Origin of the sequence: Psychrobacter frigidicola (assembly GCF_007997305.1) — a bacterium.
GTDB lineage: Bacteria > Pseudomonadota > Gammaproteobacteria > Pseudomonadales > Moraxellaceae > Psychrobacter > Psychrobacter frigidicola.
Window position 1 is genome coordinate 316390 of the sequence record NZ_VORZ01000003.1, and the last position, 25987, is coordinate 342376.

Consider the following 25987-nt stretch of genomic DNA (forward strand, 5'->3'; position numbering starts at 1 on the left):
TAGGGTCACCAATGTTATAAAAGTAGAAAGTGCTAGATGTATTAATGAGGTTAAACCGTACTAGATGGCCTCAAGGTGCTGGCTTTTTAAAAATGGTGACAAATTTATGACGCATTATTCACGGCGTTGTCTTGACCTTATAACTAGGCTCACGCAAGATAGTTGAGTTGAATAAATGATGGTGGACTTAGGTTCAAGTTGAATAGCTATATCGAACAAGTATTATATTGATGAACTCTATTTCAATAGATTGCTACCAATATCTGCTCATTTTTGCTAATCAGTGTTTACCATCTCAGAATTACTCATCAAGTAAAAATCTTGAATGATAACGATGTGATCATTTTAAATGATAGTTTTTTAACTCATAACAAGCATAAAAGAGGAACGTATGAAAGCATTAGTCGCAGTCAAGCGTGTGATAGATTATAACGTCAAAGTTCGTGTCAAAGCAGATAGCTCTGGTGTGGATTTATCCAATACTAAAATGTCTATCAACCCCTTTGATGAAATTGCTGTCGAAGAAGCAGTACGTCTAAAAGAAGCTGGTGTTATTGACGAAATTATCGTCGCATCGATTGGTCCAAAAGAATCGCAAGAGCAAATTCGTGCAGCGTTGGCTTTGGGTGCTGACCGTGGGATTGTGGTTGTATCTGACAATAAGCCATATCCTTTGCAAGTCGCCAAAATTCTAAAAAGCATCGCTGAGCAAGAAAGCGCTGATATTATCTTATTAGGCAAACAAGCCATCGACGATGATAACAACCAAACCGGTCAGATGCTGGCAGCACTTATGGGTATCGGTCAAGGTACATTTGCCTCAGAAGTTAAAGTCGAAGGTGATAAAGTTAATGTCACGCGTGAAGTCGATGGGGGTTTCCAAACGGTGGCACTCTCGCTACCTGCAGTTATTACAACCGACTTACGCTTGAATGAGCCACGCTATGCCAAACTACCTAATATTATGAAAGCGAAGAAAAAACAGCTTGATGAAAAAACACCTGCTGATTTTGGTGTTGATATGACGTCTAAGCAAGAAATCATTAAAGTAGTACCACCGGCTGAGCGCAAAGCGGGCATCAAAGTAGGTTCGATTGATGAGTTGGTCGATAAGCTTAGAAATGAAGCAAAAGTCATCTAGTCCTTTGTTATGGCGTAACTACGAAGGCCTATCTTCTTCAGCGCCATATCTTGAAAGCTGTGTGACAAAAGTTTATGTAATAACATGATGATGACATGAATAAATAAATAAAGGACAAAAACAATGGCAATTTTGGTATATGCGGAACATGATAATGTCAGCCTAAAAAAGGCAACCTTGAATACAATCGCTGCTGCTAAGCAGATGGGAGATGAGGTTCATGTCTTGGTCGCCGGTAGCGGCAATCAGGGAGTGGCTGACGCAGCTGCTCAGGCAGAAGGTGTAAGTAAAGTATTGCTTGCTGATAATGCCGCTTATGAGCATCAAATGGCAGAAAATATCGCGCTATTGGTTGCTGATATCTCAGGTGACTATAGCCATATTGTCGCGCCTGCAACCACTACTGGCAAAAATTTTATGCCACGTGTCGCCGCGCTACTTGATGTGAGCATGATGTCAGATATTACAGCAGTTATTGACGCGCAGACGTTTGAGCGTCCTATCTATGCCGGTAATGCTACTGCCACGGTAAAAACGACAGAAGATAAAATTGTAGTGACTGTACGTACGACAGGTTTTGATCCGGTAGCAGATACAGGAGGTTCAGCCACTGTTGAAACTATTGATAATGTGCAAGAATCGGGCAAGGCAAGCTTTGTTAACGAAGAGATGGCAAAATCTGACCGTCCTGAATTAACGTCTGCCAGTATCGTGGTGTCAGGTGGTCGTGCTTTAGGCAGTGGTGAAAACTTCACCAAATATATGGAGCCGTTAGCGGATAAGCTGGGCGCTGCTATCGGCGCCTCACGCGCTGCCGTTGATGCAGGCTATGTCCCTAATGACATGCAGGTCGGACAAACAGGTAAAATCGTTGCGCCAGACCTATATATTGCCATTGGTATTTCAGGTGCCATTCAGCATTTAGCAGGCATGAAAGACTCTAAAGTTATCGTTGCGATTAATAATGATCCAGATTCTCCAATTGCAAGCGTCGCTGATTACTATTTAGAAGCTGATTTATTTGCAGCCTTGCCTGAGTTGACTAGCAAAATCTAAGTATTATTGAATAATCATGCAGATAAAAAATCCCACTATTAATAGCGGGATTTTTTTATGCTTAAAGGTTTCATGTTCAAAAAATAAGATGTTGCAAGATATTAAAGGTAGGACGCTTTAAGAGTAATGGCGCTGACGTAGAGTCTCATAAAGACATAATGACCCTGCAATGGCTACATTTAGGCTTTCCTGACCATTAGGTTGCGGTAGGGCGATAGGAGTAGCACATTGCATTAACTCTGCGCAAACTCCTTGACCTTCATGTCCCATAATCCAAGCAACCGGCGCTTGTAAATCATGTTCATAAATTAAAGTGTCCGTATGCGAGCTGGTGGCCAATAACGGGATTTGAACACAATTAAGTACATCTGCTACGCTAAGGTTTTCATAAATAGACAGTGCAAACTGCGCCCCCATGCCAGCGCGTAACGTCTTGGGTGACCATGCTTGAGCGGTAGCGCTGGTACAGAGTACAGTATCAATACCAACCGCTGCGGCAGTTCTTAGTAAGGTTCCGACGTTGCCACTGTCTTGTACGTCATTTAAAATTAAGCAGTCACTAGTAATCATCGATAATCTCGGCATTGGGATATTAACAATTGCCATAATATCAATGCCAGCCCCTAAGCTGCGAATACTTTGATAGAGCGCATCAGACAACACTAAGATAGAGATATATGTCGGCAGACGCGTTAAAATCTGCTGCACTTCGGCATGGTGTTGCGCTGACTCTGCCAGCAATATTTGCGCAAAAGGATAATCGCTACGTAGAGCCGCATCAATTAAATGTACGCCCTCAAGTACCGTTTGACCCTGTTTTTTGCGCTGGCGAGCTTGAGTAAGCAAAGCTTTTGCAAGTTTTACCGTTTGGTTTTTGTCTGAGGTGACGACAGTAGTGAGTTCATTGGTATTCGATGTCATAGTAGGCCGTTTAAAAGTAAATATTAAGTAAAGACAGCTTACAAAAATGCTTTATAAAGAATTAATCTTATTTAGCAGCATGTTGCACGTGTAAGTCTTTAACATAGTTGACTTCGTTTCTGCTACCTAGTACGACAGGGACGCGCTGATGAATATCGGTTGGTTCAATATCAAGAATACGATTGACAGCATCCGTGGCACTGCCGCCAGCACGTTCAATCAATAAGCTCATTGGGTTGGCTTCATACATCAGGCGCAGTTTACCGGGCTTATTGATATCTTTAGTATCAAAGGGATAAGTGAACAATCCACCACGGCAAAGGATACGGTGGACGTCGCCTACCATAGCAGCGACCCAGCGTGTATTAAAGTTGCGACCACGAACGCCATCTTTACCCGCGATTAGCTCGTCAATATACTGCTGCATAGGGGCGCGCCAGTAACGATAATTGGAGCCATTAATAGCATATTCGCTGGTATCAGCATCAACTTGAACGTTATCTTCTATCAATACATAGTCGCCGCTATCTGGATCTAGGCTAAACATCAGTACATTGTCATCTACTGTCAACGCTAGCATAGTGGAAGTGCCATATAACAAATAACCAGCAGCTAACTGTTGATTGCCAGCCTGTAGAAAATCAGCATTTTCACTCTCGTTACCTTGACGCTGATAAGGTAGAATAGAGAAGATAGTACCTACTGCCATATTGATATCGATGTTTGACGAGCCATCAAGTGGATCAAATAGTACCAATAAGCTGCCATCAGCATTGGCAGGGGTAGCATTATCCAGCTCTTCTGAGGCGACACCGGCACAATGTTTGTTTTCTGCTAAGGCATCAAGCAATAAATCATTAGCCAGTACATCGAGCTTTTTTTGGTCTTCGCCTTGTACGTTTTGATTACCCGCTTCTCCAAGAATATCAGCCAAGGCACCTTTTCTAAGTAACTGTGAGATGGTCTTTCCAACTTCAGTAATCGTGGTAATTACATCACTAACTGCGGGATTGGCGGCATGGTTGTTTAGGTAATGTGCTAAGGTCGTCATAAAGTTTCCTAATTAATTGAATTAAAATCTAAAGAGCGCTGAATATCAAAAGCAATACTCAATAGGTCAGTTTAAAGGCGCGAAAAAATATAAAATAAAAGGTATGAAGCGGCAAAATCAGCCAATATTCAAATAGCCGGTCTGGTATCTTTGAGCTAACCATAAAATCAGTTACACTAGCGCTATTAGTATTCGTAGCAAGCAAAAAAGCAGCCAGCTGCATTTATAATGCTTTCTTTATGACACTTGTTTTATAGCGCTGCAATCATTGCGGTAAAGTGTAGCAAATAAGCGGCAAAATGTCCTTGTCTCTATACTCATGGCTAAAAATGAATCAGTAATTATAAGCAATGCAATATAAACTAAATCAATATAAACCGACAATAAAGACTCGCCATTATGTCAAATTCTATAGATAGCAGTACAAAAAATACGGTTTCGCCATCTGCCACCGCTAAGTTCGATCCCGATAGCATTCATCAAAGATTAAATACTTCATTAAGTCGGCCACAGCTGAATGCTGACGGTAGTATCCGCCATTTTTTAGGTGTAGAAGGTCTAAACAAGGTGCAATTGCAGGCTATTATTGCCAAAGCCGAAACATTTTTTGATGAAAACGGTCAGCTGATTAACAGTCCTGAGCTTGACGGTTGTACGGTGATGAATCTATTTTTTGAGCCATCAACCCGTACGCGCACCACCTTTGAAGTAGCCGAGAAGCGACTGGGTGCTAACGTCCTTAATATTGATATTGAGCGCTCTAGCACTAAAAAGGGTGAGAGCTTACGCGATACGTTGTGGAATTTGCAGGCAATGACGGCTGATATCTTCGTGGTGCGGCATTCAGCATCAGGCGCTGCGCATTTTATGGCCACTGAAGTCACCCCTGATATTGCTATTATTAATGGCGGTGATGGCTGGCACGCGCATCCGACGCAAGGGATGCTGGATATGCTGACTATCCACCGTGAAGCGCCGCGCCCATTTGAAGAGCTATCGGTCGCTATTATTGGTGACATTAAGCATTCACGGGTGGCGCGCTCAGATATTAGCGCTTTGCAAACGCTAGGGGTAAAAGACATTCGGGTATGCGCCCCTCGTACTTTATTGCCCAAAGGTATTGAGCGCTTTGGCGTAACCGTCTATGAAGATATGAACCGCTGCGTGACAGATTGTGATGTCATAATAGGGTTGAGAATACAAAATGAACGTATTGGCTCACCTTTACTGGCCTCATCAAGTGAGTATTATAAGCATTATGGTATCACCCCTGAGCGAGTAGCGTTGGCCAAGCCTGATGCGCTCGTGATGCATCCAGGACCCATGAACCGTGGTGTTGAGATTGCCTCCAGCGTGGCTGATGGTGCGCAGTCGGTTATTTTAAAGCAGGTAAACAACGGTATTGCTATTCGTATGGCTGTCTTGTCGCTTGCGATGCAAGGGCAACGCGCTCATCAAGCAGATATACACTCGAATAGCTGACACTAAACATAGGGACTAAAATGAGGCGCTTAATGCCCCTTTTAGCGCTTTGTAGCTGATTTCTTTGAGAACTTAAGCGACTTATTTTAATTGTTAATACGGTAATAAAGCTCATGACCAACACACTCTCTACCAATACACAAATTACCAACTTACTGCCCAAAGCATTCAGAAAGCCATTACCCACTGCAGCGATAGATAAGCTTACCAATCTAGATGCTGGCCATGAAATGTGGCTACTACCGCCGCTGGTCGATTTATGCGCGCGCTTGCGTGAACCGGGGCAGCAGCAGCACGGAACGTTGGCCTCAGAAGGAAGGGCGGCACGCGCCAATGGCTTTTTGCATGTGGTCATTCCACCCGATACCAATCCTATTTTAGAAAATGGCTCCCTACTGAAGGGGTTGCGTGAGCGTGCATTGGAGGATGGCGGAATCTATTTGCATATCCTTGGCGCATTGACCGCAGGGTTAGAAGGCGCACGTCCCTCTAATATTGCTGGACTTAAAAAAGGCGGTTGTATTGCGGTTTCTAATGCGCGTCAGCCGTTTACTAATGATATGGTGCTACTGCGAACGTTGGAATATGCAGCGACCTTTGGAATGAAAGTATTCTTTTACCCTGACGAGCCGAGTCTATCAAAAGATGGGGTAGCGCACGAAGGTTATATCGCCTCTTATCATGGCCTGCAAGGTATTCCATGGATTGCCGAAACGGTTGCATTGTCTACTCAACTATTGATGGTAGAGGAGACCGGCATTGCCGCTCATTTTAGCCAATTATCCTGTAAGTCTTCAGTAGAACTCATGCGCTGGGCAAAAAACAAAAAACTGCCAGTAACTTGTGATGTGGCGATGCATCAGCTGTATTTAACCGATGATAATTTGGAAGGTTTTAATGCGATGGCCTATGTACTGCCGCCACTGCGCAGTAACACTGATCAAAAGGCACTACGTCGCGGGCTAACAGATGGCACTATTGATGCGATTTGTAGTCATCACGAGCCTTTAAATGCCACGGCTAAAAAGGCACCGTTTGAAGAAAGTACACCGGGTATTTCAAACTTCGATACCTTTATGGCGCTGGCCTGTCAATTGGTACGCGATGAGGTATTAACCTTAGAGCAACTGGTTGATAAAATTTGTCTTAATCCTGCAAAAATTGCTGGTATTACGACCCAATATGAAAATATTGGTGGCGCAGTATTGGTTGATCCTAACCTTAAATGGCAAGTAACGGCAGAGACGATGCTATCAAATGGTAAAAATACACCTTTCTTTAATCAGAATTTGCAAGGCCGCGTCGTGGAGACTTTCTTTGGCTAATCTACCCAAGCAGGATGGTCGCCAGCAACCATCGCCAGCGGGTCAACAACAAAAGCTAGCAGATGATAAGCGTAACGCCCCACATCAAGTAAGTGAGTCTAGCGAATCCATTAAAGCGGTCGCAATTTACGAGGTCGTCAAAGGGGTGGGTGCGCTGATAGGTGCGGTAGCATTATGGCAGTGGCATGCAGATATGGAGCGTTGGCTATCAACGGCAACTCATTCTTGGCAGCAATATTTTGGTCAGCTGCTGGCCCCGCAAGTTGATAGCGCGATACAAATTGCCCAACAAGCCAGTAAAAACTGGACAGTGTTTTTATTAATAATATTTGCTTATGCGAGTTTGCGCTTTCTTGAAGCTTACGGGCTATGGCAAGATAAAACGTGGGCATACTGGTTTGGTGTGGTGGGTTATGGAATATTTATTCCTATTGAACTCTATTATCTGATTGTGAGCCCATTTGACTGGTTTAAACTGGGTATTTTATTGCTAAATATTATCATTGTGATTGTGGTGTATCGCAATATGAAACGCAAAGGTTTGTTATAACCATCGGTTTTTTATAACATAAAGTCTGCCTAAAGATAATTTCTCTGGGCGGACTTTTGCTATTTAAGGCAATTGACTGGTCTTTATTCACATAGTAATGACGGTTTAAACATCTAACAATTTTCCTCACTAGGACAAATAGTTTTGGCAACCTTACCAATACTCAAGCCTTGAACTAAAATAGAAAATACCACTACCGCGTAAGTCAGTGCCAATAAAATATCACGCTCCGTACCTGAAGGCAGCTGTAAAACCAATGCCACTGAAATACCACCACGCAGTCCACCCCACGTTAATATTTTCCACGCGCCTGTTGGTAAATCGAGTTGTTTACTAAACGTTTTAGTAGTCATGCCGACTACGATAAGGCGCGCAAGTAGAGCAATGATAATGGTCAATCCAGCAGCGATGAACAAATTGCCTGAGTAGGCAATCATCACCACCTCTAACCCGATTAACACAAATAAAATCGCGTTTAATATCTCATCAATTAATTCCCAAAATAAGTCAATGTAGTGGCGGGTTTTATCACTCATTGCCAGCGCGCGCCCACGGTTACCGACCATTAAGCCCATCATTACCATTGCCAGTGGCCCTGATAAATGCCAGTGACTGGCCAGCGCATATCCACCAATCACGCCTGCTAGGGTTAATAGCACCTCTTCTTGGTAGCTATCAATACTTTTAAGTAGGTAAAATAAAATGGCACCCAGCACTAAGCCAAAGACAATACCGCCTCCGGCCTCGACTGCTAAGGTATGGACTACATAATTGACGGTGGGAATATCACCACTAGATAAAATACCGAGCAGTATCACAAAGATAACCACGCCAATCCCATCGTTAAATAGGGACTCGCCAGCGATGACGGTTTCAACACTTTTCGGCGCGCCTGCTGACGCTAAGATACCCATTACTGCAATGGGATCAGTAGGGGATATCAAGGCACCAAATAATAAGCACCAAATATAAGGCAGACCAAAACCGAGTAACGGCAGCACAACATAAATAGCGCTGGCAATGAGCACTGCGGATATAACCGTGCCTAGACACGCGAGTATGCCAATGGGCAGCTTATAACGCTTTAAGTCACCAATATTGACGTGCAATGCGCCTGCAAAAAGTAGCATCGAGAGCATACCATCGAGTAAGACCTCAGTGAAATCTAGCTGGTCTAACAAACTAACCTCATAATCAATCAGTTGATCAAACCCTAAAAAACCTAAAAATATAGCGCCAATAGATAACAGTATTGATATGACCATCACGCCAATCGTTGTTGGCAGACCAATAAAGCGATGATTAATATAGGTCAATAAGGCAGTAATAGATAAGAAGATGGCGCTGATGTCAAATACGGTTAGGCTGGTTGCAGATGCCATGAAAGAGGTCTCAGGTTACGATAGAAATTGCTCAAAGCCTAACGAGTATAAAAATTATATGCAGTGCGGATTTTGTTATTTTACAGTCGCTTGTTTGAGTTTGTTAATGCGTTGCGAACTTACTTTGAGGGTGTCTGTAACGCTTTATGAATATGGTCTGAAAACTCGCTGACATATTCAAAGTGTTGTTGGTTAGTATTATTGATGAACTGTCGCGCTTGTTTACCCATTGCCATTAGATCAACTACCAGCTCACTATAGCTAAGGTTTTCTTCTCCTGCGCGTTCAATTAAAGTCAACTCATGTAGTAGCGTTTGCCGTTGAGCGCTGTTGACACAGGCATAGTTCAAATCAGTCATCGCCTGACACAGTGCTTTTAACACCATTAAATCAGCAGTAGCATAACGACGTATCTCTCCAAGTGAGAGATCAATAAACTCGGATATTTTAGGATTGTTGGTCATAACGGATAATATTGCCATTCGCGGTTGATTGGCGAGGATGTCAGGCAAGTCATTATTATGTGGTGGGATAGAAAAATGATAAGGACTGGGTGGCTGCCTACGCATCATGATACTTAGACAGGCAGTCAATGACTGAACGCAGTTAATGGCTGTTTTTGGGTCATTAATTCCGGGTGATAAGGCGCGTACCGCAATTTCGGTCATTTGCCCTAAGCTATAATTAATGTCATCAGAATGGACTGGCCGACGTTCGAGATGAATAGAGGTGGCAAAGCGCTGCCAAAACAGACCATCAGGTGTACGTGACATAACAGCCAAGTTAGAGGTTTTAGTTTTTTGGAAATGGCTTTCATCGCTGGCTGGACGCTGGTAAAAATGCCCCATGACGTTTTTGTCAGTGACAAAGTTACCAATAGTAGTGTGCAGCTGTATTACACCACCATAGTCTTGCGCCAATGTAATGAGCGATTCAATATAAATTTGCTGGAGATAGCCCGCGCTCGGAGCATAAATGGGTGTTGCAGGCCAGGTAAGAAATGATTCGACATCTTGGTGCATCACATCGCGTTGGTGTTGGATATCACAAGTGTCTTTATACCGATAATGAATATTTTTAAGCGCATCATGACAGGCATCCTGAATAACATGTGACGCTTGGATAGCATGCACCATATGTTGCACAAAATAGACCAGTAATAACGCACAAACAATCGCCATGAAAATAGCAAAAGTTACCGCCAGTTGCGGCACACCAAATTCAACATCGTATTTATGAATGGATTTTAATACCAGTAAGCTGTAACTAAAGGTACCAATAAAGGCGCCAAGTACAAACTGGTTCGGAGTATCGGTCAAGAAGTTGCGTAGCAGCCTTGGGCCAAACTGCGATGAGGCCATAGAGAGTACAGCAATAGTGATGGAAAATGTCGTTCCTGCAACGCCCAATACCGCTCCTGCAATAGCGGTCATGATAGCGCGCGCTGCCTGATCATCACCAGTAAAAGCAAAACTGAGCTTTCTGACCGTTTCGCGATCAAAATGCTCATCTATAGTCACTAATATTGGCGCTAACAGTATACCAACTAGCACACAAGCTGTAGGGATAAACCAATAGGAACCAATCAGTTCTTCCCAAAGGTTCTTTATGCGTTCAGGTAAGTTGGTTAATGTTTGTGATGAGCATAGATGTACAAAATGTCTGAACGCCTTTAGACTGGCTGCCATAACATTTTTAGGCTGATTGCTTTTAGGCTGCCGGTTTTTAGCCTTATTGTTCATCGCTATAAGCTCCAATGTATATATTAAAAACTCTTGTTGTTTATGCGATGCGTTGTCAGACTCTATACAGATATTACTACTGTTATTTATTAGCAAGACAGCTTAAAAGCTACCTGTTTACTGTCGGATTGTCCGCCTCAGTTATAATGTTGCCCCTATTATCCCCTCTATTAGAACCACTTGATGGCTGGCTACGCGCGCCACTGTCATCCGGAATCAAGGTTTCAAGATTATTATTGTCGTAATCAACGTTACTGTCTTTATCATAAGCGGCGGCCTCAAAGCGTGGAGTGGTTTTATCCTCTGAGATATTATGCTTATGGTGGTTTTGCTTATCGTTACCGTTATCGTCAGCCGGCGTTTTTTCGCGAGGTTGACTGTTTGCAAATATTTCAGCTAACGATAAATTGAGCTGTTTTCTGGCACAGGCTTCGGTATTCTCAAATCGGTTTACCAACATGCCTAGCCACGGTTTTTGGTCTTGGTTTTTCATCTCATCAAGCTCATCCTTAATAGGCAACGGATAAGGCAGGGTGCGATAAAAATCCCACAACGTCATATTACTTAAATCTTTTTTGAGCACATACTCTTCTTTGACCGTCATCGTAATCAGTTTGCTGTCTTGCAGGTAATTAATATAGGTATACCATTTTGGTAGCTCTTTTCGGCCTAATACATTACGCAGCTCTTGCTCGCTCACCGAATCGCCTTTTAGATGACTTTTATAAACTAAGTTCAACATATCTAGCAAGCTAAGTAGCGGATGACGTGGATAAATTTCTTTAGTTTCAAAAATTGTTAAGGTATAGCTAATCTCAACCCCTAATAAAACTAAATTCCATGATAAGAAAATCCATAATAAGAAGATCGGCAGGGCCGCAAACGCACCATAAATGGCTTCATAGCTGGTGAAGTTGCTCATCACTATACCAAAAACGTGCTTGAGCAGCTCAAATACGATAGCCACAAAAACACCAGCGATAGCCGCATTCTTTACTGGCACACGTGCTTTCGGAATAAACCAATACATGCCAATGAAGCCAGCTGTCGTCACCCCAATCGATACAATCTGGACCCAAAATGCCCAGTCAATACCATAACCACCAATTTGTCGATTTAAAAAGCTGAGACTCTGTACGGTACTTGAGGCGATAAATGCTGTTCCCAGTACCAGTGGTCCCAAAGTCACTATTGTCCAATAGCGCAGCATACTTTTGATACCACCTGAGCGATTTTCCACACGCCAAATTTGATTAAATGCGCGCTCAATGGTGGTTAAAGTCATGATGGTGGTGACAAACAAAATCACCACACCGATAGCGGTCAGGTTGGTTGATTTCTCAGCGAAGCTATTAATGTATTTACTGACTTGTAAGCTTGATTGCGGTATCAAGTTGCTATAAATAACTTCATAAATCTGCGCTCTGACTGAAGCTAATGCCGGTACAGAGGATAGAATCATCAACATTACGGTCAGGATAGGTACAATTGACAACATCGTAGTGTAAGTGAGAGAGGCCGCTTTTTGTTGGCAGTTGTCTTCGAAAAAGTGCCGTGTCAAAAATCGCAAAAATTGGAACCAGCTTTGCTGTAAAAAAGGGAGTTTTTTTAATATTTTTTCCATGTCGACCATTTAAGCAGTGTAAAAGTGAGAATAGTGTAACAAAAATATGCCTGGCGCATCTGCCCATTCTTTGTGTCGAAATGCATAGTATTTTAATGGTCTATGTTTGCATGTCAGTTGATGAGTCGGGCATAATGTAGCCATCAGTGTTAGCTTTTAATAGTGACCCTCTTACCAAGGCAATTTTAAAAGGAAGCGTTGCTCATGAGTCAAGCCGCCCCATACGTACTGGTGCTTTACTATTCTAGTTATGGTACAACCAAAACACTTGCTTATGCCATCGCTCAAGGTATTGAAGAGGCTGGCATGACAGCGCGTATTCGTACTGTGCCGACGGTTGCACCTGAAACTACCGCGAGCAAGCCCGCCATCCCCGATGAGGGCGACCTTTATTGTACGATGGATGATTTGAAAGACTGTATGGGCTTGGCGCTAGGCAGTCCGACTCACTTTGGCAATATGGCCGCTCCCATGAAATACTTTTGGGACAATACTGTGACCATTTGGCTGGCAGGTAATCTGCAAAATAAGCCGGCATCAGTATTTACTGCAACCGGCTCTATGCATGGCGGGCAAGAAACGACGTTGTTGACCATGATGTTGCCACTGATTCATCATGGCATGATGATAGTTGGTATTCCCTACGGCGAGCCTGCGCTTAACCGTACCAGTCGCGGCGGTACGCCTTATGGTGTGAGTCATGTCAGTGGTGCCGCCCATGATCAGCCAGTATCTGATGACGAGCGTGAATTAGCCATAGCCCAAGGTCGTCGCCTTGCTATTAGCGCCACAGCCTTAGCGCAAGCGGATTGGTCGCGCTAAGTTAAGCCTGATCATTTAAGCATAACGCTATAAACTAGGAAGTAAATATACCTGATGCCCGACTCTCCTAAGAATCAAGTCAACAACCAAACGCCAAAGCCAAGCAATAATGAGGCAGTTGCTAACGTGACATCACCTAGCGAGGCAATAACGGGTCGTATTGCTACGCCCAAAGCATCTGGTAAACCCAGCAAGCCTGTGAAACCGAGTAAACCTATTGCCCCAATGCAGCAGCGCTTAATGGTAACGTGGTTAGCTTGGCTGGTCTATCGCTTGCTAGGACTGCCTATTTTAATCAGTATTTTTAATCCGATGAATCCTGATATTGTCGGTGGTATTGCATGGCAAGCGTTATGGCTGGTGCCGGCCTTAGTATTAACCCCGTCGATACTACGCGGACGCTCACCTTATGCGCTATTGATAGACAGTATGGTGACCTTAGTTTATTTAGGGGCTAGTGGGGTAGTGCTATTCACCCGTGTCTATGGCAGTAGCTGGGCTGAAATCTTGGTTTATCTGCTTGATTTTGTATTATTGCTGTTGGTTAATACTTGGCTGTTTTTACTGTTAAAACGCTTACCTTCGATGAATAATGTGGTTAAACAGCCGCGTGCTCGCTAGACATTTAGATGCCTATTAACTATATAATCATTTAACTGTTAGTTAGGTGCTTATTGAATAAATACCTGCTACTACTGATTAATGATATGGTTTAATCAACCAAATTCTAGCCAATAAAAAGCTGCGTCCTATTTTAGGATGCAGCTTTTTTATTTATCAAGATTTTACATTATAAAATTCATATTAAGCTAAATTAAATAAGTTACCAATTAATTAACTTTGGTCAATTCTAAGTCCATTTTTTTACCATCGTTGATTTGGCTAACTTTCACTGGTAGATAATCAAGGCTTGGTGCCAACCAGAAGCTGGTAGAGCGGCTATTGTCATCATGAATACGGTCGACGCGTACGGTATCAAAAGTGCCGGCTGGAACTGTAATTTTAGGAGTGCCTGATTTTTTAAACGGTGTTTTTTCGATTTTATCTTTTTTCGCCATATAATAATTACCAGAGAATTTACCATTCAGTAAGTCTTGGCGAATTTGCACCTCAAGGCTCAAATCATCAAAGGCTTGTTGCGCCATATTCAGGTTAATGGTTTTGCCTTTATAGGTGCTTGCTACTTGTTTTTTACCACCATTAAAATTTAGATTATGAGTACGCCCGACACCGAATATTTTATAAGTCGTGCTGGCTTGAGTGGGCGATACATTGTCGCCTACTAGGACAAAATTGCTACTTTGCGAGGCAGTGGCGACCCCAGCCACGCGGGCATTCACATTATATTTCCAGATATTGCCTGATTTACTCAAGTTACGGGTTGCCGTTCCTTTGTATTTATCTTCGACCGTAAAGCTATAGTCCGCACTTGAAGGTTTTACTGTTTTTGCGCTGGCAATAGTAGGGGCGGTCATACTTAAAGCTCCAATAGCAGCAATGCTAGCACCCATAGTTAAGGAAGATAAAAGCTTGCTGCGAGATTTTTTATGTATAGAGTTATTTTTTACTGGTGATAAGTTCATAGATATCCCTTAATTTATTTACGTATGTAGTGCCATTTATAGTAGGTAGGCTTCTCTTATGATTGCTTTAATAACTATGATATGAGCTCAACAACTATAATGGTTATATGTTGTTACATTTTCAAGGGCAGTAAGCTTTGTTGGCGTTTGGCTCTTGTAGTCGATGTTACAACAATTGGCCAAGACAGCAAATTAAGTAACGCCTTGTGACTAAAGTTACTAATAGCAATCAATACAGGCAGAAATTACAGAGCGAAGAACTGGTTTCGATTAATCTTCTTGTAAATTTTTTGACTTTACACTTGAAGCGCTCTCATCTTGCCCCCATTTTTTGGTACAAGCTCAATGCTTATAACCCTTATAATATAACCAAGATTATTATTTGATTGTTTTGGTATTAGCGTTTGAGACAGTTAACTTAAATAATTTTTCATTTAAACAATCAACTTTTGGAGTCATATCGATGAATATTCGTCCTTTACATGATCGTATTGTTGTTCGCCGTATAGAAGAAGAAACAAAAACAGCTGGTGGCATCTTATTACCGGGTTCAGCACAAGAAAAGCCGTCACAAGGTGAAGTGCTAGCAACCGGTAACGGTCAGATTCGTGACAATGGCGAGACTCGTGCGTTAGACGTTAAAACTGGCGACAAAGTTTTATTCGGTCAATATGCTGGTCAGACGGTTAAAGTTGACGGCGAAGAATTATTAATCATGAAAGAGTCTGATGTATTGGGTGTGTTAGAAGGCTAATGGTTGTTATCTACTGCGAAATACGCTAGTAGAAAATGATTAAGGGTTTAAAACTAAAGTGCAGCCCTTATAACAACAGACAACCTATTTAATCGCATTCTCAATAATCTCATTAGATTATTTAACCAAATTATTGGAGCAAATTATCATGGCAAAAGACGTAAAATTTGGCAGCGATGCCCGTAAACAAATGATGGATGGTGTAAATATCCTAGCAAACGCCGTAAAAGTAACGTTAGGTCCTAAAGGTCGTAACGTGGTTATCGATAAATCTTTTGGCGCGCCTACCATCACTAAAGATGGTGTTTCTGTTGCTAAAGAAATCGAACTTGAAAACAAATTTGAAAATATGGGTGCACAATTGGTCCGTGAAGTGGCTAGCCGTACTAATGATGTGGCTGGTGATGGTACGACTACTGCAACTGTATTGGCACAATCAATCTTGCAAGAAGGCATGAAATCAGTTGCTGCTGGCATGAACCCAATGGATCTAAAACGCGGTATCGATAAAGCAGTACGTGCTGCCGTTGAGCAAATCCATTTGCTATCTACTCCTGCTGATGACGAAAAAGCCATTGCGCAAGTAGGTTCTATCTCTGCTAACTCAGACACCAAAATCGGCGAGTTGATTTCGCAAGCGATGCAGAAAGTTGGCAAGCAAGGCGTTATTACTGTTGAAGAAGGTTCAAGCTTCGAAGACAGCTTAGAAGTTGTCGAAGGTATGCAGTTCGACCGTGGTTATATCAGCCCGTACTTTGCCAATAAACAAGATAGCTTAACTGCTGAATTTGAAAACCCGTACATCTTGCTTGTTGATAAAAAAATCAGCAATATTCGTGAGATCGTGCCATTACTTGAGCAAGTCATGCAGCAAAGCAAACCTTTGCTTATCATTGCTGAAGACGTTGAAAACGAAGCATTGGCAACGTTAGTAGTAAATAACATGCGTGGCGGCTTAAAAACTTGTGCGGTAAAAGCACCAGGTTTTGGCGATCGTCGTAAAGCGATGCTGCAAGATATCGCAACGCTAACTGGCGGTACGGTTATCTCAGAAGAAATTGGTCTGAGCTTAGAGACCGCTACGCTTGAGCAATTGGGTACCGCTAAAAAAGTCACAGTTGGTAAAGAAAACACCGTAATTGTTGATGGCGCTGGTGATAAAGCAGCTATCGATGAGCGTGTAGACTCTATCCGTCGTCAAGTTGAAGAATCAACGTCTGACTACGATAAAGAAAAGCTACAAGAGCGTATGGCTAAACTAGCTGGTGGCGTTGCCGTTATCAAAGTTGGCGCCGCAACCGAAACTGAAATGAAAGAGAAGAAAGACCGCGTTGACGATGCGCTACATGCCACTCGTGCTGCGGTTGAAGAAGGGGTTGTTCCTGGCGGTGGTGTTGCATTGGTTCGTGCTATGAATGCATTGTCTGAGCTAAAAGGCGACAACGATGACCAAGACGCAGGTATCAACATATTACGCCGCGCGATGGAATCTCCATTACGTCAAATCGTAACCAACTCAGGTGAAGAAGCTTCAGTGGTGGTTAACGAAGTAAAAAATGGTACCGGTAACTACGGTTATAACGCAGCGACTGGCGTCTATGGCGATATGCTTGAGATGGGTATTCTTGACCCAGCGAAAGTTGCACGTTCAGCCCTAGAGAACGCTGCTTCTATCGCAGGTTTGATGCTGACTACCGAAGCTATGATTACCGACCTACCAGAGAACGATGATGGTATGGCTGGCATGGGCGGTGCTGGTGGAATGGGCGGTATGGGTGGAATGGGCGGCATGATGTAAGCTGCGCTAAAACTTATATTCCTATTGGCTAAAAACCATCAATGATTGTTATTGATGGCTACAGCTAAAAAAAGCCCCAACTCATTGAGTTAGGGCTTTTTTTATATTAATTTAACTGATTTTTAGCTTCTATTACTACTTAAAATTATTACTGGTCCGCTTCTGCACGCCTAAAAGTCCAAGTTTGCTCATCGGAGGCCTCCGCACAATAATAATAACCCGCCAAATTAAATTGTTTAAGTTGTTCAGCATTGGTCAGTTTGTTATCAGCAGCATATTTCACCATTAGGCCACGCGCTTTTTTCGCATAAAAGCTAATGATTTTATAAGTACCATTCTTTTCATCTTCAAAGCGTGGTGTGATGATTTCTGCCTCTAGTTTTTTTTTCCTAACGGCCTTAAAGTATTCATTCGAGGCCAAATTAACCAATACAGTTTGCTCATCTTCTGATTGAGCATCTTTGATGCGCTCATTCAATAGCTCAGTAATATGCTCACCCCAAAACTCGTATAAGTTGTCGCCTTGCTCATTTTTAAGCTTAGTTCCCATCTCTAAACGGTATGGCTGTATTAAGTCTAATGGTTTTAGAACACCGTATAAGCCGGATAAAATTCCTAAGTGCTCATTCAAGTACAGCATGGTTTCCTTATCCATACCATAACTGTCTAAGCCGTTATAGACATCGCCATCGAATAGATAAGCAGCAGGCTTAGCGTTATCATCATTAAACGGTAGCTGCCACACTTGATTGCGCTCAGCATTTAAAGTAGCAAGCTCATATGAGATACTCATAAGTTCCTGTAAATCTATCGGATCTTTGCTTTTAAGGATTTTGATAAGTTTTGCTGATTGGTCAATAAGTGTCGGCTGGCTGTAGTGATTACCAATATTTAACGGAACGGCATCTTTCTCGTTCAATGATTTGGCAGGCGAGAGTACAAAATACATAGTTATTCCTTATTATTAGTACAGTATATTTATTTGCTATTATGAAACCTTATGCAGCGTACCTTAGACTAAACGCTGGCGTCTAGGGTGTTACCTGCTGAAAGTTAACAATGATGGTAAAATATCTACAAGAGTATGTCTTTTTAGGGCTATGCGGATATTTGAAAGTCACTGAGGTGGCTTTTTTTGTATTCAATGCGTTTACATTTAGCGCTCAGGACTATTATCCACTAGCTACTACCTACTACTGACCATTATTAATAATGAACAAGAGAGCTGCCTATGAATATGTTACTGCGCTTTTTTATGATGAGTAGTTTGCTAAAGCAGCAACTTAACAAGCAGTCGGTAGGTGTGTCGCTTAGTAATGAAGTATTAACAGCATCTACCGTGCGCCACTATCGCGTATTACCACATGATATGGGTTTTCGCAATCACTTGCCCAATTATCGTTACTTATCATTTATTGAGCTTAATATTACCCAGTGGCTGCTGGCGTGCTGCCATCAAAAGGGGTTGAAAGGAGTGCAATGGATTATTGCTATGCAAGAGGTGATTTATCTTAAAGAAATTAAATTCTTAGATAAAATGACTGTGACTAGTATGGTTGTCGGTTGGGATAATAAGTATGTTTATTTTGAACATCGGTTTTTTGTGAAGAACCAACTCATGGCAGTTGGTATGACTAAGTTTGTATTAATGAATAATCAAGGAAAGTGTAAGCCAAGTGTCCTTGATATGGTCGGGGAGCAGCTTACTGATGTCATTACTTCTTGGAATACACATCAAACAGCGGTAAAGTCTGCACCGACTTCATAATGGGTTAACTTGGCTATAATCCTTTAGCGAAGTTTGCTAGGATAGCGTATCTATTTTTGTGTTTTAACTTAAAGGAACAACTATGACTCCGCAACCCTTAAAATGGACAGACAGCTTGGACATCGCTATTGAGCTTTACGAGAAATTTCCTGAAACTGATCCACAGTATGTGCGCTTTACTGATTTGCACCGCTGGGTAACCGAGCTTGAAGGCTTTGATGATGATCCACAAAAATCAAATGAAGGCATATTGGAGTCTATTCAAATGAACTGGATCGATGAGGCAGATTAATTTGATTCTGCTTTAAGAAAAACTTAAACACCCATTCTAGTAATTATAAATTTAACATCATAAATCTAAATAACACAGGCGGTATTATGACCTCAAACATTCAACAGCTACCCGAAGCGCTCGTTTGCAAAGGTATCAGCATTCGTACTACTAATAATGCCGAAATCAGCCATGACACCGCTAAGTTAGGCAGATTGTGGCAAAAGTTCCATCAAAGCCATGTTAGTCATTTGAGTGAGGGTGCTGATATTTATGGTATTTATCGTAACTATGAAAGCCAGGACTTGGTAGGCGCGTTTGATGTAGTCGCTAGTTGGGAAGTTAAGAGTGAGCAAGCAGCAGCTGAAAGTGTCGATGTTCTCAGTCCTGAGAATATTCTTAGCGCTGCAAATGATAGTGATGTTGTAGCGGTGACCATTCCTGCTGGCAAATATTTAGTATTCTCTGAAGAAGGCCATATGCCAAATACGGTAATGAATGCATGGGAGAAAGCTTGGGAGTATTTCCATGATCGAGAGTGCGAGCACACTAGAACCTATAGTGTCGATTTTGAGCGCTATGTTGAAGGCAATTTAGAATATGGTCAGGTTGAGCTGTATATCGGGATTGAGTAGGGTATTTTAGAACTTGATACTCATTATTGCGAACTAAACAAAATGTCTTTACAGTTTTTTTTAATTAACCTAAATTTAAGTTGAGTCAAAAAAATAACTTTAGTAGCATTAAATCTTAGTTATCATTCTGGAGTAATAATGAATCAATTAGAACCAAATTCTAAAGATAGATTGGTTAGTGTTGCTAAAGCAGTAGCAGGTACACTTCCGTATATAGGAACTCTAGTTTCAGAACTGCTTGATAATGTTGTGCCAAATTTAAGGTTTGAACGTATAGTAGTATTTCTTCAAGCACTTGATCTAAGAGTGTCTCAAATTGATGAGAAGCTTGAGTATTTTAAAATAAATCTAGCTAGTGAAGAAGGAATAGATTTACTAGAAGAAGGTATGTTGCAAGCCTCTCGATCGATAAGTCGTGAACGCAAAGAAAGACTTGCATCCATACTCGAAAAATCCTTAACTAAAGAAAATTTAAAGTACGAAGAATCAAGAAAAATTCTAAATATATTTAGAGAGCTAACCGACCCTGAAGTTATTTGGTTAATATGCTATTCTCTTGAACCAAGCTTTGGTAAAGGTCCACATTCTGATTGGGTTGAACAACATCCAGATGTCCTGAATCCTATATCTAGAACTATTACTGGATTAAATGAACAATCAGAAAATGAAAATTCAGAAAAAGCTGCTCTACAAGATAGTTATAAAGAGACGTTAATACGCTTAGGCTTGATTCAAAGTAATGAACGTACAACTAATATGACAACGTTGGGTCAAATGGTTATTAAATATATTAAAGATTAAAATTAATTCACGTAATATCTAGAAAAATGAAGCGCCATTTACTTATTAAGTGGTGCTTTCTTACATCAAAAAAAACTGATTCAATTATCAACCCAATAATAAATTCTCCAATACCCTCTCATAAATCTTCGCCAATCTTCCTAAATCATCTACCTCAACTTTTTCATCGACCTGATGAATGGTGGCATTACGTACACCTAGCTCAACCACTTGCGCGCCGGTAGGGGCAATAAAACGACCATCGGATGTACCGCCAGACGTTGATAATGTGGTATTAGTTCCAGTCACTGACTTAATCGCTTGCTGGCACGCCGAGACCAGTTTGCCTTCAGAAGTTAAAAATGGTTCGCCTGATAGCTTCCAGCTTATGTCATATTCAGCTTTGCTATCAGCGAAGTGCTTATCAAATATCGCATGCGTTTTCTCTTTGAGTTCATCAGCTGTGGTTTCAGTTGAAAAGCGAAAGTTAAAGACAGCTTCTAAGGTTTCAGGAATGACGTTGGTTGCGCCAGTTCCGCCATCAATATTGGAGATTTGCAGGGATGTTGCAGGGAAGTAGTCATTACCATTATCCCAAGTCGCAGCAGACAGTTCAGCCAAAGCTGGCAGGGCAGCATGAATAGGGTTGCTTGCCAGATGCGGATAGGCGACGTGTCCTTGTTTACCGGTTACGGTTAAAACTGCACCTAAGGAACCGCGACGACCATTTTTGATAATGTCGCCGAGAGTGTCGGTACTTGAGGGTTCACCAACGAGGCAGTAAGTAATTTTCTCCTCTCGTGCTTCTAATGTCTCAATCACTTTTACTGTGCCATTAATGGAAGGCCCTTCTTCATCAGAGGTAATTAAAAAGGCAATTGAGCCGTTATGCTCTGGATGATTTGCCACAAAACGTTCTGCTGCCACGGTAAATGCGGCAATACCCGTTTTCATATCAGCAGCACCGCGTCCCCACAGGTAGCCATCAGCAATCGTTGGCGAAAATGGCGGATACGTCCAATTTCTCTCATCACCTGTTGGTACAACATCGGTATGACCAGCAAAGCAAATCATGGGTTCAGCAATTCCGCGCCGAGCCCATAAATTTTTGACCTCAGCGTGTTCACCGCTTTTGGCTTTATCACCAAAATACATAAACTCGCAGTCAAAGCCTGCCCGTGTCAATCGCTCTGACAGTACATCTTGGCAACCGGTATCATCAGGCGTTACCGAAGCACGTTCCATCAAGGCGATGCTTAAGGCTAAAGTCGCTTGCTGATAAGTATCTGTTGCAGATTTTTTTATGGTTTCGATGTTGTTGTTAGCAATTTTCGCTATTGAGTCGTTATTTGACATGGATAACCTTTTAACAGTTAGCATTATTAATGACAGTTAATGGTCACGCTAATGATTTATTATTTGAATTTTTTCAATACTAACTATCTTCAATAAAAGGCACTAAGCCGTCACGGCGCATCCAAGTCGCAATAGAGTAGCGTTGCCGATGGGCGATTTGCACCTGATGTTGGAGGTTGCTATCAAATATTATTAAGCGATTGGCAACCGGCATGACGTTATGAGGCTTGCCATGATTATCAACCACTTCTAACGCGCCGCCGTCACTGGTTGCCCATTCATCGTTGAGATAAAACACTGCTGAGATAACGCGCTCATTGCGCCCAGCAGGATTGTCACTATGCCAGTGGTAGCCAAAACCGATTGGATAGCAAGCATAATGCGCTTCACTATGACGAATGCCTGCGAATAAGCTACGGTTGAGGGTTAATGCGAGTTCATTAATGCTTTGCAGATAATAATATCCTGCAAATAAGTCTGGGGTAATCCAGCGGATTTTATCACCGCGGATATCACTAACCCGAATACCGGTAGTGAGCTGTGCATCACGATAGTCAATAAAGCCACTTTCAGCTTGTAGCGCTAATAAAGCCTTGCACTTAAACACGTCGTCAATAATTATCCAGCCATTATTAACAAGCTGATCAAGCTGAATATCAGTAAGTCTATCTTCCCAATTAACGTCAAAATCAGACAGTTGTAGAGCATGTTGGGTAAGCGGTATATCAGTAACATCATTAATATTAGGAGTAAGGAGTGGCGGATTATCATGACCTATCGGATTATCGATGGTCAACTCAGTTGAGCTTAAACCTGTTACGTCAAGATTGCTGATTATCTCTGTCATTTCGTCGCCGCCCTTATTCATCAACTCGCAATCGACCATCAATCAACGCCTATTTACCAAAACCTTCGTTATCTTTCGCTATTCCTATGCTACCATAGATGCAATTTTTCTTATTTAAACTTTTGAACTTATGAATTATAAACACGCTTATCACGCCGGTAACTTTGCTGATGTGGTTAAACACATTTTATTGGTACAACTGCTTAACCAATTAGGCCAAAAAAACAAACCTTTTTATGTGCTTGACGCTTATGGTGGCCGCGGATTGTATTCGCTGGCCAGTGAAGAGGCGCGCAAGACGGGTGAAGCCAAAGGCGGTATCCAAGCCTTAATGAAAGCAGATATTGAAAAGGCGCCAGCCGCTGTTAAAGAATATGTAGAAGGCATCAAGCAGGCTCGCTTCACTTATGATAATAAAGTTTATCCTGGTTCGCCGTGGTGGATTGCTCATCATGTTGAAAAAAATCCTGATGGCGGTGTTCGCGGTGAAGCGTTTGAAGCTAAAGCCAGTGAGTATGATGCGCTCAACTACCAGTTGCATAAACTACCAATCGGTATTCATCATCGTAGCTCGTTCGAAGGGATAGCCGCAGTTATTCCGCCAAAAGAGAAACGTGGTCTGATTTTCCTTGATCCCCCCTATGAGCAAGAACATAAAGACTTTACGCGTCTAATTAATTTGTTAGTTGCTTCTTATAATAAATGGCCGCAAGGCACTTATGCGTTATGGTTCCCTATTAAGAACATTGAAGCGGTAGAACTATTTTATAAAAAATTAAAACGTACTGAGATGAGACGTCAACTTGTCTGTGAGCTGAATATCTATCCTAATGATATTGCGGTCGGTCTAAATGGTACTGGTATGCTTATTATTAATCCACCGTGGCAGTTTGATAACCATGCTCGTGAGATATTACGTTTCTTACAACCTGTATTTAAAGTTGCTGATGCGCCAAACCTAACCCCAGATAGTGCGACCAATGTGCGCTGGCTAGTTGGCGAATAAGGACACGGTTATGACTACTGAGCAATTACCCAAAAATCAACCGAATAGCAATAATCCAAACGATGTTTTATTACGTGATGGATTGTCACAGGATAGCGCGGCTACTCAGCCACCCTTCGTTGACGAGCATGAGTTTAATATTCATCTAGCGAATAATGATAACTATGATGGTCTAACTTTTGAGGTGATTGAAGCAGAAGTTGCTGAAGGTAAGCGCGTGGTGAGTCGTGGTGTTTATTTAGCCCCTAATCTAATTACTACCTTGTCGCTATTATCTGGTTTTTATTCAATTTTGGCCAGTACTGATGGTAAGTTTTATCAAGCGTCTTTAGCGATTTTTCTATCCGCTATCCTTGATGGCGCAGATGGTCGAGTTGCGCGAATGCTTAATGCGCAAAGTCCATTTGGTGAGCAATATGACTCTTTAGCAGATATGTTAGCATTTGGTATCGCTCCAGCTATTTTGATTTATAGTTTCGCCTTAGAGCCATTAGGTCGCATCGGTCTAGGTTGTGCGTTTGTCTTTACCGCTTGCGGAGCTTTTCGCTTGGCGCGGTTCAACGTGCAGGTCGGCACTGTCGATAAAAAGTACTTTGTCGGTCTAGCGAGTCCGCTTGCTGCAATCTTAGTAACAGCTGCTGTCATGGTGGCGATGGATCATAACGAATGGGTAGGGCAATACGATAGTCTAGTGATGACTTTATTTGCCGCTTGGGTCGTTATTTGTGGTCTGCTTATGGTCAGTAATGTAAAATATTATAGCTTTAAAGAGTTCGATAAAAAGAAAGTTCCGTTCGTGGTGCTTATCGTTGGCGTACTAGTCATGAGCATAGTGCTGTATGACATACCGGTTGGCATCTTAGCGATTGGGATTATCTACGCCTTATCAGGTATTGTAACTACCTTAAAAGCTAAATCTAAAAGTTAACCTTTATCACTGTTCCATTGTAGGTGTTACCTCAGTAAAAACGAAAAAACCGCTTATTTTTAATAGGCGGTTTTTTTGCGTGTTAGAGCTCATTGAGCAGCGATTTTTTATAGACATTGCCGCAGAGTTTTGGGCGACACTTATACTAGTAAGATGGTATTGTATAATATATCTATTAGTATTTTACTATTAGACAATGTTTTTTAAAGCTTTGGATAAACGTATTCGTTAATCCAAGTGAATCCATTTGACAATAAAAGCCGAGGTTATTATGTTGCAATTAAATAGTTCTAACCCGTTATCGTCTATCTTAAAGTTATCAACTCATTTACTGTCAACTAAATTACTGAAAGGGTTGATAGTTAGCACTTTACTTTCATTGTCATTCATTTCAATATCTGCGCATGCAGCCACTAGTAATTTAACAAGTGTAATATCTCGGGCTGAAGCTGCAAATCCAACTAACTTTAAGCGTTTAAATGTTAATGGTCGCGCAGCAACTTATGCATCAGCGCCGTGTTCTGTGAAAAAAGGGTTGATTATTTGTGGGCTTGAAAAGCTCAAACTAATCAATAGTAGTATTAATGAAGTGAATGCGGACTATGATTTGGCGCAAACTTTTTTCTTTCCATCAAAAGCTCAGCCACGGACAGCCGTTGTTGTCATCACTCGTTCTGGCCTAATGGATGATAGTGTCAGTGCTGAACGTTATCGTATTAGCTTTAAGTTAGAAGGTAAACCATCTGATTTAAACTGGCATTGGGTTCAGTACGGTGTCCAATATCAATGTGCCCGCGGTAGCAAAGCAGGTAAATGGACTAAGAATATTTGCCCTTAATGTAGTCCTATATTGATAGGTATATTTAGAATCATTGAAGAATTATAAAATTAAATCATCTAACCCCCTTGACCGTCTCTGAAATATGCGTATAATGCTTCCCTGTTGGAAGGGAAGGCGTTTTTGGAAGTGGTTTACTACTGAAAGAAGTTAACCAAATAAATTACTTTTAATTAGAATGATTTATTCCTTGACACCATCTTAAAAGCGTCTATAATACGCCCCTCAGCAAGGGAGAGCAGCGACATAAGTAACACACTTATAACCTGACTCACTTACTGAAACGAATTAGAACAAAGGGTTGACAGACTTACATTTTATGTTATA

The 25987-nt window shown here is 41.8% G+C and carries 25 protein-coding genes; 16 read left to right on the forward strand and 9 right to left on the reverse strand.

Annotated features, from left to right (window positions below; genetic code table 11):
- Nucleotides 1-391 precede the first annotated feature (391 nt).
- Complete coding sequence (locus ES754_RS10665) at nt 392-1141, forward strand: electron transfer flavoprotein subunit beta/FixA family protein (protein WP_147224162.1); 750 nt, start codon at nt 392-394, stop codon at nt 1139-1141.
- A 123-nt stretch (nt 1142-1264) separates the two neighbouring features.
- Nucleotides 1265-2197, forward strand: a complete 933-nt coding sequence (locus tag ES754_RS10670; protein ID WP_147224163.1) for an electron transfer flavoprotein subunit alpha/FixB family protein — start codon at nt 1265-1267, stop codon at nt 2195-2197.
- Between the two features lie 117 nt (nt 2198-2314).
- Here the strand turns inward: ES754_RS10670 and ES754_RS10675 are convergent, their stop codons facing one another.
- Nucleotides 2315-3118 carry a TrmH family RNA methyltransferase gene (locus ES754_RS10675; RefSeq protein WP_147224164.1) on the reverse strand — a complete coding sequence of 268 codons (804 nt, stop codon included), beginning with the start codon at nt 3116-3118 and terminating at the stop codon, nt 2315-2317.
- 67 nt (nt 3119-3185) lie between these two features.
- On the reverse strand, nt 3186-4169 hold the full coding sequence (locus ES754_RS10680) for a class 1 fructose-bisphosphatase (RefSeq protein ID WP_147224165.1): 984 nt from the start codon (nt 4167-4169) through the stop codon (nt 3186-3188).
- 399 nt (nt 4170-4568) lie between these two features.
- On the opposite strand from ES754_RS10680, the gene ES754_RS10685 reads away from it, so the two are divergent.
- The 3 genes from ES754_RS10685 to ES754_RS10695 all read left to right on the forward strand — a co-directional run bounded on the left by ES754_RS10685 (nt 4569) and on the right by ES754_RS10695 (nt 7526).
- A complete protein-coding gene (locus ES754_RS10685; protein ID WP_147224166.1) occupies nt 4569-5651 on the forward strand; it encodes an aspartate carbamoyltransferase catalytic subunit in 1083 nt (360 codons plus the stop codon).
- 113 nt (nt 5652-5764) lie between these two features.
- Nucleotides 5765-6976, forward strand: a complete 1212-nt coding sequence (locus ES754_RS10690) for a dihydroorotase (protein WP_201538798.1) — start codon at nt 5765-5767, stop codon at nt 6974-6976.
- A complete protein-coding gene (locus tag ES754_RS10695; protein WP_227677808.1) occupies nt 6969-7526 on the forward strand; it encodes a DUF2127 domain-containing protein in 558 nt (185 codons plus the stop codon). Before ES754_RS10690 ends, ES754_RS10695 begins: the two co-directional genes overlap by 8 nt.
- A gap of 113 nt (nt 7527-7639) precedes the next feature.
- On the opposite strand, the gene ES754_RS10700 is transcribed toward ES754_RS10695, so the two are convergent.
- The 3 genes from ES754_RS10700 to ES754_RS10710 all read right to left on the reverse strand — a co-directional run bounded on the left by ES754_RS10700 (nt 7640) and on the right by ES754_RS10710 (nt 12274).
- Nucleotides 7640-8908, reverse strand: coding sequence for a cation:proton antiporter (locus ES754_RS10700; protein ID WP_147224168.1), 1269 nt, complete (start codon nt 8906-8908; stop codon nt 7640-7642).
- Nucleotides 8909-9027: 119 nt separating this feature from the next.
- A complete protein-coding gene (locus ES754_RS10705; RefSeq protein WP_227677806.1) occupies nt 9028-10650 on the reverse strand; it encodes a DUF2254 domain-containing protein in 1623 nt (540 codons plus the stop codon).
- Nucleotides 10651-10759: 109 nt separating this feature from the next.
- Nucleotides 10760-12274, reverse strand: a complete 1515-nt coding sequence (locus tag ES754_RS10710; RefSeq protein ID WP_147224169.1) for a YihY/virulence factor BrkB family protein — start codon at nt 12272-12274, stop codon at nt 10760-10762.
- 204 nt (nt 12275-12478) lie between these two features.
- Between ES754_RS10710 and wrbA the strand changes: the two genes are divergently transcribed.
- Together wrbA and ES754_RS10720 are read left to right on the forward strand one after the other, a co-directional pair.
- Nucleotides 12479-13096, forward strand: a complete 618-nt coding sequence (wrbA, locus tag ES754_RS10715) for an NAD(P)H:quinone oxidoreductase (protein ID WP_147224170.1) — start codon at nt 12479-12481, stop codon at nt 13094-13096.
- Nucleotides 13097-13321: 225 nt separating this feature from the next.
- The gene (locus ES754_RS10720; protein WP_227677992.1) at nt 13322-13717 is read left to right on the forward strand and encodes a hypothetical protein; all 396 of its coding nucleotides are present in this window, start codon (nt 13322-13324) and stop codon (nt 13715-13717) included.
- Nucleotides 13718-13926: 209 nt separating this feature from the next.
- On the opposite strand, the gene ES754_RS10725 is transcribed toward ES754_RS10720, so the two are convergent.
- Nucleotides 13927-14607, reverse strand: coding sequence for a DUF3108 domain-containing protein (locus ES754_RS10725; RefSeq protein WP_420825347.1), 681 nt, complete (start codon nt 14605-14607; stop codon nt 13927-13929).
- A gap of 535 nt (nt 14608-15142) precedes the next feature.
- On the opposite strand from ES754_RS10725, the gene ES754_RS10730 reads away from it, so the two are divergent.
- Both ES754_RS10730 and groL read left to right on the forward strand, forming a co-directional pair.
- Nucleotides 15143-15433: a co-chaperone GroES gene (locus tag ES754_RS10730; protein ID WP_011279842.1), complete on the forward strand. Its 291-nt coding sequence runs from the start codon at nt 15143-15145 to the stop codon at nt 15431-15433.
- A 148-nt stretch (nt 15434-15581) separates the two neighbouring features.
- On the forward strand, nt 15582-17231 hold the full coding sequence (gene groL, locus ES754_RS10735) for a chaperonin GroEL (protein WP_147224172.1): 1650 nt from the start codon (nt 15582-15584) through the stop codon (nt 17229-17231).
- 148 nt (nt 17232-17379) lie between these two features.
- On the opposite strand, the gene yaaA is transcribed toward groL, so the two are convergent.
- Nucleotides 17380-18180: a peroxide stress protein YaaA gene (gene yaaA, locus ES754_RS10740; protein WP_147224173.1), complete on the reverse strand. Its 801-nt coding sequence runs from the start codon at nt 18178-18180 to the stop codon at nt 17380-17382.
- A 282-nt stretch (nt 18181-18462) separates the two neighbouring features.
- On the opposite strand from yaaA, the gene ES754_RS10745 reads away from it, so the two are divergent.
- From ES754_RS10745 to ES754_RS10760, 4 genes are all read left to right on the forward strand, one after another.
- Nucleotides 18463-18999 carry an acyl-CoA thioesterase gene (locus ES754_RS10745; protein ID WP_147224174.1) on the forward strand — a complete coding sequence of 179 codons (537 nt, stop codon included), beginning with the start codon at nt 18463-18465 and terminating at the stop codon, nt 18997-18999.
- Nucleotides 19000-19081: 82 nt separating this feature from the next.
- Nucleotides 19082-19291 carry a Fe-S cluster assembly protein IscX gene (iscX, locus tag ES754_RS10750; RefSeq protein ID WP_147224175.1) on the forward strand — a complete coding sequence of 70 codons (210 nt, stop codon included), beginning with the start codon at nt 19082-19084 and terminating at the stop codon, nt 19289-19291.
- An 86-nt stretch (nt 19292-19377) separates the two neighbouring features.
- Complete coding sequence (locus ES754_RS10755; RefSeq protein ID WP_147224176.1) at nt 19378-19905, forward strand: GyrI-like domain-containing protein; 528 nt, start codon at nt 19378-19380, stop codon at nt 19903-19905.
- A gap of 138 nt (nt 19906-20043) precedes the next feature.
- Complete coding sequence (locus ES754_RS10760; protein WP_147224177.1) at nt 20044-20706, forward strand: hypothetical protein; 663 nt, start codon at nt 20044-20046, stop codon at nt 20704-20706.
- Between the two features lie 87 nt (nt 20707-20793).
- Here the strand turns inward: ES754_RS10760 and dapE are convergent, their stop codons facing one another.
- Nucleotides 20794-22041, reverse strand: coding sequence for a succinyl-diaminopimelate desuccinylase (gene dapE, locus ES754_RS10765; RefSeq protein WP_147224178.1), 1248 nt, complete (start codon nt 22039-22041; stop codon nt 20794-20796).
- Between the two features lie 79 nt (nt 22042-22120).
- Nucleotides 22121-22888: a 2OG-Fe(II) oxygenase gene (locus tag ES754_RS10770; protein WP_147224209.1), complete on the reverse strand. Its 768-nt coding sequence runs from the start codon at nt 22886-22888 to the stop codon at nt 22121-22123.
- Nucleotides 22889-23018: 130 nt separating this feature from the next.
- Here ES754_RS10770 and ES754_RS10775 point away from each other — a divergent pair, with 130 nt between their 5' ends.
- From ES754_RS10775 to ES754_RS10785, 3 genes are all read left to right on the forward strand, one after another.
- Nucleotides 23019-23894, forward strand: coding sequence for a 23S rRNA (adenine(2030)-N(6))-methyltransferase RlmJ (locus ES754_RS10775; protein ID WP_147224179.1), 876 nt, complete (start codon nt 23019-23021; stop codon nt 23892-23894).
- A gap of 10 nt (nt 23895-23904) precedes the next feature.
- On the forward strand, nt 23905-24822 hold the full coding sequence (gene pssA, locus ES754_RS10780) for a CDP-diacylglycerol--serine O-phosphatidyltransferase (RefSeq protein WP_227677804.1): 918 nt from the start codon (nt 23905-23907) through the stop codon (nt 24820-24822).
- A gap of 523 nt (nt 24823-25345) precedes the next feature.
- The gene (locus ES754_RS10785; RefSeq protein WP_227677802.1) at nt 25346-25660 is read left to right on the forward strand and encodes a hypothetical protein; all 315 of its coding nucleotides are present in this window, start codon (nt 25346-25348) and stop codon (nt 25658-25660) included.
- Nucleotides 25661-25987: the final 327 nt, after the last annotated feature.